The 13,446-nt window shown below is 61.0% G+C and carries 9 protein-coding genes; 7 read left to right on the top strand and 2 right to left on the bottom strand.

Going from position 1 to position 13,446, the window contains the following annotated elements:
• The first annotated feature begins 349 nt into the window (after positions 1-349).
• From CIT31_RS31995 to CIT31_RS31980, 4 genes are all read left to right on the top strand, one after another.
• Positions 350-2,122, top strand: a complete 1,773-nt coding sequence (locus CIT31_RS31995; RefSeq protein WP_095521787.1) for a glucan ABC transporter ATP-binding protein/ permease — start codon at positions 350-352, stop codon at positions 2,120-2,122.
• Positions 2,123-2,230: 108 nt separating this feature from the next.
• Positions 2,231-2,992, top strand: a complete 762-nt coding sequence (locus CIT31_RS31990) for a heme ABC transporter permease (RefSeq protein ID WP_095521786.1) — start codon at positions 2,231-2,233, stop codon at positions 2,990-2,992.
• Between the two features lie 203 nt (positions 2,993-3,195).
• A complete protein-coding gene (locus CIT31_RS31985) occupies positions 3,196-3,876 on the top strand; it encodes an outer membrane protein (RefSeq protein WP_095521785.1) in 681 nt (226 codons plus the stop codon).
• A 62-nt stretch (positions 3,877-3,938) separates the two neighbouring features.
• Entirely contained in the window at positions 3,939-5,570 is a 1,632-nt protein-coding gene (locus tag CIT31_RS31980; RefSeq protein WP_095521784.1) for a tetratricopeptide repeat-containing sulfotransferase family protein, read from the top strand.
• Between the two features lie 33 nt (positions 5,571-5,603).
• Here the strand turns inward: CIT31_RS31980 and CIT31_RS31975 are convergent, their stop codons facing one another.
• Complete coding sequence (locus tag CIT31_RS31975) at positions 5,604-6,662, bottom strand: D-TA family PLP-dependent enzyme (RefSeq protein ID WP_095521783.1); 1,059 nt, start codon at positions 6,660-6,662, stop codon at positions 5,604-5,606.
• A gap of 150 nt (positions 6,663-6,812) precedes the next feature.
• On the opposite strand from CIT31_RS31975, the gene CIT31_RS31970 reads away from it, so the two are divergent.
• Complete coding sequence (locus CIT31_RS31970; RefSeq protein ID WP_095521782.1) at positions 6,813-7,499, top strand: D-lyxose/D-mannose family sugar isomerase; 687 nt, start codon at positions 6,813-6,815, stop codon at positions 7,497-7,499.
• Here the strand turns inward: CIT31_RS31970 and CIT31_RS31965 are convergent.
• The gene (locus tag CIT31_RS31965; protein WP_165778615.1) at positions 7,496-7,777 is read right to left on the bottom strand and encodes a hypothetical protein; all 282 of its coding nucleotides are present in this window, start codon (positions 7,775-7,777) and stop codon (positions 7,496-7,498) included. The genes CIT31_RS31970 and CIT31_RS31965 overlap by 4 nt on opposite strands.
• A 471-nt stretch (positions 7,778-8,248) precedes the next feature.
• Here CIT31_RS31965 and metH point away from each other — a divergent pair, with 471 nt between their 5' ends.
• Together metH and CIT31_RS31955 are read left to right on the top strand one after the other, a co-directional pair.
• On the top strand, positions 8,249-12,052 hold the full coding sequence (gene metH, locus CIT31_RS31960; RefSeq protein ID WP_095521780.1) for a methionine synthase: 3,804 nt from the start codon (positions 8,249-8,251) through the stop codon (positions 12,050-12,052).
• Between the two features lie 237 nt (positions 12,053-12,289).
• Positions 12,290-13,156, top strand: a complete 867-nt coding sequence (locus CIT31_RS31955) for a class I SAM-dependent methyltransferase (protein WP_065008009.1) — start codon at positions 12,290-12,292, stop codon at positions 13,154-13,156.
• The last annotated feature ends 290 nt before the right edge of the window (positions 13,157-13,446 follow it).

Genomic DNA, 13,446 nt, shown 5'->3' with positions numbered 1-13,446 from the left:
TTTTGGCGTTTTTGCACGTCCTGGGGATGCGCGTTGTTTAAGGTTGCTCTAGAAATTCTATTGCGCATGAGCTTTCCCAAAAGCCAGTGCAGCCTTTAGGGATTCGAACATGACCAGTTGCTGATTAAAATTGCGGCAGTGCTTGCAGCCTGCCACGATTTTGCCGCAGGGCTGACATTTTACCTTTTTTCTCAAACCGTTAGGTGATCACGACAGATTTCGCAACGTCGCCATCTTTTGTTCGCGAATTGGGAACTGAAGGGGTACACGAGCATTGTTTCGCGACACGTCAACGGGTACGTGTAGAAAATGATGCAGTGCACAATAACAATTTGCCGGAGTAGCTGAAGTGTCCCTTCTGCAGATCTACTGGAGAGCGCTTGGTTATCTCGCTGCCGACAGAAAACGCGTAGCGTTTATCTGCGGGGCGAATGTCGCGCTGGCCATTATCGCCATCCTTGAGCCGATCATGTTCGGACGGGTGATCGATGCTATTTCGGACGGCGGCTCGGTCTTTTCGACGCTCGCCGTATGGGCCGGTATAGGCGTCTTCAACGTCGTCGCCTTCGTTCTCGTGGCGCGCGGCGCTGACCGCTTTGCCCATGCACGACGCAGCGAGGTGCTTTGCCAGTCATTCGAGCGCGTGATCACCATGCCGCTTGCTTGGCATCATCAGCGCGGCACCTCCAATTCTCTGCATACGCTTCTGCGCGCGGTCGAGACCCTGTTCAGCCTCTGGCTCGAGTTCATGAGGCAGCATTTGTCCACTGTCGTCGCACTGGTTCTGCTGGTGCCGACGGCGCTCAGCATGGATATTCGCATGTCGATGGTCCTGCTGGCGCTGGGCGCGCTCTATGTCGGAATCGGGCGGCTGGTGATGCGTCGGACCAGGGAAGGCCAAGCGTCCGTGGAGCGGCATTTTCACCAGGTGTTCGCGCATGTGAGCGACTCGGTCAGCAACGTCGCCGTGCTGCAGAGCTACAATCGAATCGGCCACGAGACCGACGCCTTGAAGCGTTATGTCAAGAATCTGCTTGATGCCCAATATCCGGTTCTCGACTGGTGGGCATTGGCCAACGCCCTGCACCGCCTGTCGTCCACCATTTCGATGATGGTCGTGCTGTTGATCGGCTCCTATCTGGTCATGCATGGCCAATTGCGTATCGGTGACGTCATCGCCTTTACCGGCTTTGCAACGCTGCTGATTGCCCGGCTCGACCAGATGTCGGCCTTCGCCAACCAGATTTCGGAAGCCAGGGCCAAGCTCGAGGAATTTTACCGCCTCGAGGACTCCGCGGCCGACGCCGCCGAGCCGGACGGGTTGCGTGACCTCGGCAACGTCACTGGTCATGTGCGTTTTGAAAACGTCAGCTTCGAATTCGCCAATTCGGGGCAGGGCGTGAACGACGTGTCGTTCGAGGTCCATGCCGGCCAGACCGTCGCCGTCGTCGGTCCGACGGGCGCGGGCAAGACCACGCTCATCAATCTTTTGCAGCGCGTGTTTGCGCCGTCCAGCGGCCGGATTCTGATCGATGGCATCGATACCCGTACGGTGACCCGCAAGTCGCTGCGCCACTCGATCGCCACCGTGTTCCAGGATGCGGGCCTGCTCAACCGCTCGATCGAGGACAATATCCGCGTCGGGCGCGCCGAGGCGACCTATGATGAGGTCCACGCTGCCGCCAATGCCGCTGCCGCGCAGGATTTCATCCTGTCGAAGAGCAACGGCTACGACACGGTCGTCGGCGAACGCGGGGGACAGCTTTCGGGCGGCGAGCGCCAGCGTATCGCGATCGCGCGCGCCGTGCTGAAGGATTCGCCCATCCTGGTGCTCGACGAAGCGACCAGCGCGCTCGATGTCGAGACGGAAGACCGCGTCAAGGAAGCGATCGACGAATTGCGGCGCGGCCGCACTACCTTCATCATCGCCCACCGCTTGACCACCGTTCGAGATGCCGATCTGGTTGTGTTCATGGACAAGGGCAAGGTGGTCGAAATGGGGGGCTTCGTCGAATTGTCGATGCGCAATGGCCGCTTCGCCAGCCTGCTGCGCGCCGGCGGCCTGCTCAACGACGAGGAAGTCCGCCGCCTCAGCCGCACCATCACGGACGAGGCCGCCTGAGCGGCCAAGCTGCCTTCCCTTCTCACCTGTCCTATGGGAGAAGGGAAGGCAGCCTGCGACACCACCACTCGATTGCCCCAAAAGCGTCGCCGGTTTATGTAAGGCCGCATGAGTGACCTGACTTCACGCCTCAGCGGCTGGATGGATTTCGCCAACCCGACGCGGTTTGTCTGGTTGGCCGAAAAGGTGGTGCCGTGGCTGGCGACCATCGCCGCACTCATCTTGGCCGCCGGGCTCTATATGAGCTTCGCTGCGCCGGAGGATTTCCAGCAAGGCATCACCGTGCGCATCATGTATATCCATGTGCCCTTCGCCTGGCTGGCCATGATGTGTTTCACGCTGATGGCGGTTTTCGCGTTGGGCACGCTGGTATGGCGCCATCCGCTGGCCGATGTCGCGCTGAAATCGGCGGCACCCATCGGCGCCGTCTTTACAGCACTCGCGCTGATCACCGGCTCGATCTGGGGCAAGCCGATGTGGGGCACCTGGTGGGTGTGGGACGCGCGGCTGACCTCGGTGTTCGTGCTGTTTCTGATGTATCTCGGCATCATCGCGCTGACGCGGGCACTCGACGATGCGGCGCGCGCCGCCTGGGCCGCCGCAATCATCACCCTGGTCGGCTTCATAAACATCCCGATCATCAAGTTCTCGGTCGACTGGTGGAACACGCTGCATCAGCCGGCTTCGGTGTTCCGCATGGGTGGCTCGACCATTGACCCCTCTATGCTGAGGCCGTTGCTGGTGATGGCTCTAGGCTTTACCGTGCTGTTCTTCGCGTTGCATCTGATGGCAATGCGCACGGAAATTCGCCGCCGCCGCGTCATCTCCATGCGCCGAGTCGCGGCGAGGCAGGCAGACAAGCCCGGCTAGGGGGCACCCTGACTACCGGTCAGGTCCTTCATTCGAATGCGCCCGACACGATGAGGCGCAAGTAAAAAATGTTGCAACGTTGCAACAGCGATTTCCGGAGGTCGACCCCGCCTGGTTTTCACGTTGACAGTTCAGCCATGCACTGGACGTTATGCGTGCACTGGACGTGATATTGCCTGTTAATTGTCGTGGGGGATTCGCCGATGAGAATGCGCTTGCTGGCTGGCGTGTCCGCAATGGCCCTGATGCTTGGCTGGAATTCGGCCAATGCCGCCGAAGCGGCGGTCGAAATTCCGGCGGCCCAGGATCTCTGGTATGTCACACTGTTTGGTGGCGCCAGCTTCCCGAATCGCGTGAAAACACATGCCGATTACTACAACAACGACTTTTCGATGGAGTTCGACACCGGCTTCGTGATCGGCGGCGTCGTCGGTAGGCGGATCAACGATGTGTTTCGGGTCGAAGGCGAACTGTCCTATGCCCGCTACAAGGCGAATTCGTATCAGGAGGGTGTGAGTGCCTGGTTTCCGGCTGACGGCGATTTGTCCGCTACCTATCTGCTCGCCAATGTCTGGGCCGACGTTGCTCATTTTGGAGATGCCAAGCTCTACGTCGGCGGCGGCATCGGCGCCGCCCATGTGACCGCCGACACAACTTGGGGTGGTCACTTGTACGGATACGGGCGTGGTGGGTGGGGTTTCGCCGGCCAGTTGGGAGCCGGCGTCACCTACGCGCTGGCGCAGAATATCGACCTCGATTTCGGCTACAGGTTCAAGGCCGTTTCAGGCGTCGACTTCGATTCCTCCCGCGAAGGCGATGCTGTATTCTCGAACGGCAAGTTGAATTCCCACAATCTGCAGCTTGGCGTTACATTCAAATTCTGATTGCTTCGAATTCCTGTTGGTTCAGGCTGACTGCGGTCGCACGCAGCGATTGGGGGTGAAGGATGCCGCATCTGCCGCGCCGGCAACCCTTCGGCGTGCCGGCCATGGTCCAGGATTTACTGCCGAGCGCTGGCGAGCCGGCGCCGGAGACATTGCAGCGCGGCATCGACCTGCAGCGCCGCAAGCGCTTTCGCGAAGCCGAGTTCTGCTATCAAACCGTGCTTCGACGTCAGCCCAAAAATGCCATGGCGCTCAATTTGATGGGCACCCTGGCGATCGAGGCCCAGCAAAATGAGACGGCCATCGACTTCATGAAGCGTGCGGTGAAGCTCGAACCGGGCAACGCCATTTTCCGCAACAATCTCGGCAACGCCTACAACCTGATCGGCAACATCGAGCTGGCGCGCAAACAGCTAAGAAAAGCGATCGAGCTCGACGGCCGGCTTGTCGAGGCATTGTGCAATCTCGGCAAATCCTACCGGAGCCAACTCGAAGGCGATGTCGCCGAGGGTTTCTATCGCCGTGCGCTGGCGGTCAACAGCCATTCGCTGACGGCGCTTATCGGTATGGGCGACCTGCTCACCGACATGGGCCGACAAGCCGAGGCGGTCGAATGCTTTGGCCGTGCCATCGCCATCGACAAGGCAAATGTCGAGGCGCTGTCCGGGCTGGTGCTCGCGCGTCGGGCCGTCAAGGGCGATCCAGCTCTGGCTTTGGTGCAGGCCCGCCTCGAACTGCCGATGACCACCGATCGCGAGCGGGTTATCCTGCATCACGCCGCCGGAAAAATCCTCAACGACCAGCACGAGTATGGCCTGGCCATCCGCCATTTCGCCAGGGCCAAGGCAATCTCCGGCAATGATTTCGACATTGCCCTGCACACGCGGCTCTATGACAGCTTCATCGAGACTTTCGACGCCGGCTTTTTCGAAGCGCGGCCAAAGTTCGGCAATCCGTCCGAACGTCCGGTCTTCATCGTCGGTATGCCCCGTTCAGGAACGACGCTGACCGAGCAGATATGCGCCAGCCATCACGATATTTACGGCGCCGGCGAGCTGGCGACGATCCGTTCATTGGCCGGCGAACTTGGATTCGACCAGCCTGATCCGGCGATTTTCGCCAAGGCCATGGTTTCGCTCACACCGACGAAGGCGAAGGAGCTTGGCTCGAAATATCTCGGCCATCTCAACAAGCGCAACGGCAAGGCGGCGCGTGTCGTCGACAAGATGCCGCATAATTTCGAGCTGCTGGCTTTCATCGGTCTCATTTTGCCAAATGCCCGCATCGTCCACTGCCGGCGTGACCCGATGGACAATTGCACGTCCTGTTTCATGCATAATTTTTCCGATGCCCACGGCTACAATGCCGATCTGGCCAAGCTTGGGCAGTATTACCGGCAATATGATCGCTTGATGCGCCACTGGGCCAAGGTCGTTCCGCTGGCCATCCACGACATGCCTTACGAAGAAACCGTGGCCGATTTCGAAACCCGCGCCCGTGGATTGATCGGATTTCTCGGCATGGAATGGGACGATGCTTGTCTGCATTTCCACGAAACCGAGCGCACGGTACGAACGCCAAGCCGCTGGCAGGTGCGCCAGCCGATCTATTCGTCCTCTGTAGAGCGCTGGAAACTGTACGGCGATGCCCTCGATCCATTGAAGGCTGCACTGGGTCCGCTTGTCCAACTTTGATCAAATGGTCGTTCGGTCCGAACGACGTCGAGCTCATCCCATGCGGCCACGCGCCGCCACCGGCAGCGTCTCCAGCACCCGTTCTCCGGCGATCAGGTGGACCTCGTCGAACAGATTGGTGACGACGCAGCAATGGTCGGGCACGATTCGCACGCGATCGCCGATACGCAGCCTGGCGTTCCCGGAAAGCGTGACGTTGCCGTGCTCTTCGCTGAGGCCGGTGACGGTAGCGCCCGGAATACCCAGCAATTCGCCGAAATCAGGCAGCCCCAGCGTATCGCTGGACAAGGCCTTGCTGCCGGCATCGAGGATGGCCCGTGTCGGCGTCGGATGGCTGACCACCGTCGCCAGCACCGTCAGCGCGCAGTCGTCGAGACTGCCGACGCCTTTGGCGACCTGGTAGCGGTCGAGATAGATGTAGGTGCCGGGGCGGTACTCGGTAACGACGGAAGCCTCGCTTGAGCGCCACATATCCGGCGTGCCGCCGCTGGAGATGCGTTCGCAGCCAAAGCCGGATGCGGCGAGCGCCTGGCGCGCGCCGGCGAGCCACGTCTCGGCCTCGGCAGCGCGGCCTGCCGCCGGATAGGTCATCAGCCCGCCGAAGGCGAGCCCCTTGGCCTTGTCGATCTCTCTGGCCAATGCGACCGCCTCGCTGGCCGACTGGACGCCGCAGCGGCCCATGCCGGTGTCGCATTCCACCAGCACCTGTAGCGGCTGGCCTGGATCGGTGAAGGTGGCGGCGAGACCCGCAAGTGTTTCCAAGCTGTCTGATGTCACCGACAGCGTCACACGACCGTGCAGCGCCTGGAGGCGCTCCAGCTTGGCCTTGCCCAGAATGTTATAAGGGAGAAAAATATCGGTGAGGCCGGAATCGGCCATCACCTCGGCTTCACCGATCTTCTGGCAGGTGATGCCGACCGCACCCGCTGCGATCTGCTTCTTTGCCCAGTAAGGCAGTTTGTGGGTCTTGATGTGCGGCCTGAGCTTCAGACCATGGCGGTCGGCATGGGCCTGCGCCCGCGCGATGTTGGCTTCGGCGCGGTCGACATCGATCAGGATCGCCGGCGTATCGAGATCTTCTATACTCAGCATGGAATGCCACCATCAGGAAACTGGTTGCCGTTATGACCTCGATCGAACCGGATGTCATGAGGCCAGCTCATGCAGTTTACGTCGACACCGGATCGGCGTTCGGCTATTCGGTTTGGAGATCGCCTAGGCCGACTGGAAGGAACCACGATCATGAAACGCTCCGCTATCAACGACATCATCCGCGACGCCGACACCTTCATTCGCTCGTTCGGCTACATAATGCCGCCCTTCGCCTATTGGTCACCCGAAGAGATGAAGGCGCGCCGGCAGGATTCGTCGGCCATCTTCTCGTCCCGGCTTGGCTGGGACATCACCGATTACGGCCAGGGCAAGTTCAGCGATCTCGGCCTCTTCCTGTTTACTGTCCGCAACGGTCGCTACGAGGACATGAAGAAGGGCATGGGCATGCTCTATGCCGAGAAGATCATGATCTCGCGCAAGGATCAGCTGTCGCCGATGCACCGCCACAACATCAAGGCCGAGGACATCATCAATCGTGGCGGCGGCAAGCTTGTGCTGGAACTGTTCATGCACGATCGCGATGGCGGCATTGATCCGAAGGCCGAGGTATCGGTGCCTGTCGACGGAACCATCCACAGGCTGCCTGCGGGCGGGTTGCTGAAGCTCGACCCGGGCCAGAGCGTCACGCTTCTTCCGGGTGTCTGGCACGCCTTCTGGGCCGAAGGCAAGGACGTGCTGATCGGGGAGGTTTCGACCGTCAATGACGATCTCACCGACAATGTCTTCCGCGAGCCGATCGGCCGCTTCGCAGACATCGACGAGGACGTCGCGCCGCTGCACCTGCTCGTGTCCGACTACGAGAAGTGGGTGGGTTAGGTGCCATTTGCTCGATTGAGGAGCCCGCGGAGTCTGCGCACTTCGGCGATCAGGCGAGGAAGATCCTGACGCGCGGCGGCCATGAAATCCTGGTCCGCGACCGTCGCGCCGGTCATTTCGATGTCCTCGCCGCGATCCGCCCCTTGGCCGGTCTGGATGAAATTTGACCCGCCCAGGAAGTCCCGGCCCTCGACCCATGATTTCCACGGGCCAGCTTGGGCCGCGGCAACTCGGGCTTCCATCTCTTGAAGTTCAAGTTCGGATAGAGATGTGTTCATGGCAGCCTCGTTGGTCCGGCGTTGCTACCGCGCGCGTGCTTGTCGGCCTTGCGGTTGCCGAGCAGCAGCTTCCGCTCGAGATGGGCTCGGAGCTCGCCGTAATACGCCGTCAGGAACGGGCGGGCATCATGCGCCTGCGGCGTTGAGCCGATCTTGCGTCCGATCCTCGGTCGCCACCGCGGTCAGCTATGTCGAGTTGCGGCAGGTTAGGCACCAGCGTCGACGAACTGGCGGAGATCTTCTCCTGACGAGAGAGGTCGCTCCCGCCTACCACATGAAGGAAGCAACTTCCCCGTCGGAGATCTTACCTGCCGTCCCGTCGGCGATCGCCTGAAAGACGCGCAGGCGGCCTCGTAGCATCAGCGGGCAGCATTCCCCGCGGCAGGGGTGACAGCAACAAGCGAATAGCGTATATTGACATAAAGATGTCTTTATGTCGCTTAAGCGCGACTGTCGCCTCGAGGACGGAATATGTCGCAAACCCCATCATCGCTGGACGACCTGTTCGGTCCCGCCGCGGCTACGCCCGATGGGTCGGAAGTCCTTGCGGCGCTGACGGCGGTGGCGCGCGAACGTATCCTCATCCTCGACGGTGCCATGGGCACGCAAATCCAGGGCCTGGGTTTCGACGAGAACCATTTCCGTGGCGACAAATTCCCGGATTGCCATCAGCAGGGCAACAACGACTTGCTGATCCTGACGCAGCCCAAGGCGATCGAGGAGATTCACTATCAATACGCCATCGCCGGGGCGGACATTCTTGAAACCAACACCTTCTCCTCGACCGCCATCGCCCAGGCGGATTACGGCATGGAGGATGCGGTCTACGCGCTGAACCGCGACGGTGCGCGGCTGGTGCGTAGGGCAGCGGTGAGGGCTGAGCAGGAGGACGGCAGGCGTCGTTTCGTCGCCGGTGCGCTGGGGCCAACCAACCGCACCGCCTCGATGTCGCCGGATGTCAACAATCCCGGCTACCGGGCCGTGACATTCGACGAATTGCGCCTTGCCTATGGCGAGCAGCTGCGCGGTCTGATCGACGGCGGCGCCGACATCATCCTGATCGAGACCATCTTCGATACGCTGAACGCCAAGGCGGCGATCTTCGCAGCAGAAGAGATCTTCATCGAGAAGGATATGCATCTGCCGGTCATGATCTCCGGCACGATCACCGACCTGTCCGGCCGCACGCTGTCCGGCCAGACGCCGACGGCTTTCTGGCATTCAGTCCGTCACGCCAACCCGTTCACAATAGGCCTCAATTGCGCGCTGGGCGCCAAGGCCATGCGCGCGCATCTGGACGAAATTTCCGGTGTCGCCGACACCTTTGTCTGTGCCTATCCGAATGCCGGTCTGCCCAATGAATTCGGCCGATATGACGAGAGCCCGGAATTCATGGCGGCGCAGATCGAGGGTTTCGCACGCGACGGCTTGGTCAATATCGTCGGTGGCTGCTGCGGCTCGACGCCGGACCACATCCGCGCCATCGCAGCGGCGGTGAAGAAATATCCGCCGCGCGCTGTTCCTGACGTCGAACCGAAGATGCGCCTGTCGGGGCTCGAGCCGTTCACGCTGACCGACGAGATTCCGTTCGTCAATGTCGGCGAGCGCACCAATGTCACCGGCTCGGCCAGGTTCAGGAAGCTGATCACGGCGGGCGACTATGCCGCCGCGCTCGAAGTCGCCCGCGACCAGGTCGCCAATGGCGCGCAGATCATCGACATCAACATGGACGAAGGCCTGATCGATTCGAAAAAGGCGATGGTCGAATATCTCAACCTGATCGCCGCCGAGCCGGATATCGCCCGCGTTCCCGTCATGATCGACAGCTCCAAATGGGAGATCATCGAAGCCGGCCTGAAATGCGTGCAAGGCAAGCCGCTGGTGAACTCCATTTCCATGAAGGAAGGCGAGGAAGCGTTCCTGCATCATGCCAGGCTGGTGCGCGCCTACGGCGCGGCGGTGGTCGTCATGGCCTTCGACGAGGACGGCCAGGCCGACACACAGGCGCGCAAGGTCGAAATCTGCACCCGCGCCTATAAGCTTTTGACCGAGCTGGCCGGATTCCCGCCCGAGGACATCGTTTTCGATCCGAACATCTTTGCCATCGCCACCGGCATCGACGAGCACAACAATTACGGCGTCGACTTCATTGAAGCAGCACGGCAGATCACCGCGATTCTTCCCCATGTCCACATATCGGGTGGCGTGTCGAACCTCTCCTTCTCGTTTCGCGGCAACGAGCCGGTGCGCGAGGCCATGCATGCCGTGTTCCTTTATCATGCCATCCAGGCCGGCATGGACATGGGCATCGTCAACGCCGGGCAGCTTGCCGTTTACGAGTCCATCGATCCGGAACTGCGCGAAGCCTGCGAGGACGTCGTCAACAACCGTCAGCCGAAGGGCGGCGGCACGGCGACCGAACGCATGCTGGAACTCGCCGAACGATTCAAGGGCACAGCGGGCAAGGAGGCGCAGGAACGCGATCTCGCCTGGCGCGACTGGCCTGTCGAGCAGCGCATTTCGCACGCGCTGGTCAACGGCATCACCGAATTCATCGACGCCGACACGGACGAAGCGCGACTTGCCGCCGAGCGCCCGCTGCATGTCATCGAAGGTCCTTTGATGGCAGCAATGAATGTCGTCGGCGATCTGTTTGGTGCCGGCAAGATGTTCCTGCCGCAAGTGGTGAAGTCCGCCCGCGTCATGAAGCAGGCCGTTGCCGGCTTGCTTCCGCACATGGAGGCGGAGAAGCTGGCGAACGCCGCCAATGGCGTCGACACCGGCGAGCGCCAGACCGCCGGAAAGATCCTGATGGCGACGGTGAAGGGCGATGTCCACGATATCGGCAAGAACATCGTCGGTGTGGTTCTGGCCTGCAACAATTACGAGATCATCGACCTCGGCGTCATGGTGCCGGCGGCGAAGATCCTGCAGACGGCGCGCGAGCAGCAGGTCGACATCATCGGCCTATCCGGCCTGATCACGCCTTCGCTCGACGAGATGGCGCATATGGCCGCCGAGATGGAGCGTGAAGGTTTTGACATTCCGCTGTTGATCGGCGGCGCGACGACCAGCCGCGTGCATACGGCGGTAAAGATTCATCCGCGCTATATCAGGGGCCAGACGGTCTACGTCACCGATGCCAGCCGCGCGGTCGGCGTGGTGTCGGCACTGCTGTCGAACGAGACCAAGGGGGGCTATGTCGACAACGTTCGTGCCGAATACAAGAAGGTTGCCGATGCGCACGCGCGCAGCGAAGCCGACAAGCAGCGCTTGCCGCTCGTCAAGGCGCGTGCCAACGCCCACAGGATCGACTGGTCGGCCTACGCGCCGCCGAAGCCGTCCCTCCTCGGCGTGAAAGTCTTCGAAGGCTGGGATCTGGCCGAGCTCGCGCGCTATATCGACTGGACGCCGTTCTTCCAGACCTGGGAGCTGAAGGGCCGTTACCCGAAAATCCTCGACGACGAGGCTCAAGGGCCGGCGGCACGCCAGCTCTTCGAGGACGCCCAGGCGATGCTGGCGAAGATCATCGCGGAAAAATGGTTCGCGCCGAAGGGCGTCATCGGCTTCTGGCCGGCCAACGCTGTCGGCGACGACATCAGGCTGTTCACCGACGACGCGCGATCGCAGGAACTGGCGACCTTCTTCACGCTGCGCCAGCAGCTGACCAAGCGCGACGGCAAGGCGAATGTCGCACTCTCGGATTTCGTCGCGCCTTTTGACAGCGGCAAGGCCGACTATCTCGGCGGCTTCATCGTCACCGCCGGCATCGAGGAAGCGGCAATCGCCGAGCGCTTCGAGCGGGCGAACGACGACTACTCGTCGATCATGGTCAAGGCGCTGGCCGACCGTTTCGCCGAAGCCTTCGCCGAGCGCCTGCACGAACGCGTGCGCAAGGAATTCTGGGCCTATGCCCCGGATGAGGATCTGGCGCCGGACGAGCTGATCGGCGAACCCTATCGCGGCATCCGCCCGGCGCCCGGCTATCCGGCGCAGCCCGATCACACCGAGAAAGCGACGCTGTTTCGCCTGCTCGACGGCGAGCGCAATGCCGGCGTCAGCCTGACCGAAAGTTTTGCGATGTGGCCGGGCTCCTCAGTGTCCGGCATCTACCTGTCGCATCCCGAAAGCTATTATTTCGGCGTGGCCAAGGTCGAACGCGACCAGGTCGAGGATTACGCGCGCCGCAAGCGCATGCCGCTCGCCGAGGTCGAGCGCTGGCTCGGCCCGATCCTGAACTATGTGCCGGCGCAGGGGCTGGACGCAGCCGCGTGAAATCGCGCCGCGAGGCTGATTGGGCAAGAAGCCGGCACCTCCATGACAGCAGCCTTGTCCTGATTGCGCGCTCGTTCTGCACGGACACCTGATGGGCACCTCCACCTTGGCCAGGGTGATGAGCCTGGCCTGCAGCGATGGTGCACCGGCCCGCCTCGGATTGACGCGCGATCCTTTAGCTGCAAAGTATATTAACGTTCTGTTTACCAAATATTAGTCAGGGACTGGGGGGGCAATTTGGAACCGTTTCTGGGTGCGAACCGCCTTAATTGGGATGATCGGGCCGAACTGCATTCGACCGACACAACGGGTAGCTACCACATAGAAAATGTGCTGGCAGGCGGATCCAATCTCTATGAGTTGGAAACGCGCGAGGTCGGTGACATTGTCGGCAAAGATATCGTCCATCTGCAATGTCATATCGGGCTCGACACAATCAGCTTGAAGAACCTGGGCGCGGGCAGTGTGACCGGCCTCGACTTTTCACCGACAGCGATCGCAGCGGCGCGGGATTTCGCTGCAAAGGCAGGGACCAATGTGCGCTTCGTGGAGGCGCCACTGTTCGAGGCAGTCGAGGCGCTCGGCCGAACCTTTGACATCGCTTACGTTACCTGGGGTTCGGTAAACTGGCTGGACGACGTGTTCCGCTGGGCGCGAGTGGTTGCCGATCTCCTGCGCCCCGGCGGCCGGCTCTATCTGGCCGAGGGCCACCCGTTGATGTTCCAGTGTGACCGCAAGGCTGCGGCGCTGGAGTTCAAGCATGACTGGCGAACGCCAATAGCTCGACCACTCGCATGGAACGAGGAACTCACCTATACCGGCGACGACCGCATCTTGAAGCATCCTCGCTACTACGAGTGGATTCATCCGGTCAGTGATGTGGTGAACGCGCTGATTTCAGCTGGGCTGACGCTTGATTTTCTCAATGAGCATGACACGGTTTCGTGGCAGCACTTTTCATTTGCCGTGAGGGCCGGCAAGGATATGTACGGCTTGCCAGAGAACTCTCCCAAGATCCCAATGGCCTATTCCATTGGCGCGACGAAGCGTAGCGTCGGCAAGATACCATACCTTGTTACCCCCAAGACGATTGAGGGCCACTAATCCTACTCTTATTCCAGTTTTTGCATTGTCATCTCGTCGATCTGATGCCGGAAAGGTGAGCACGGTTATCCCTCCACGAGGGCAACCCATGCACCTTCAGCGACTGCAAGCAATTCCAAGGTGTCAAGCGAGCCGCAGGTCTGTTCCAACCACTCCGGGGCACCAGGCGGTCGGAAAGTGCAAAAATTTTAGGACCCGTGAAGGTCAAAATTAAATTTTGATAGCTAATATTCCTTGGTCGGGTTGCCCGAGAACCCGAATAGCAGCTGAGGAATCGCCTATTGGCTCTT

The organism is Mesorhizobium wenxiniae, from assembly GCF_002284535.1.
Classification (GTDB): Bacteria; Pseudomonadota; Alphaproteobacteria; order Rhizobiales; family Rhizobiaceae; genus Mesorhizobium; species Mesorhizobium wenxiniae.
This window is presented reverse-complemented; position numbering and strand designations above follow the sequence as displayed.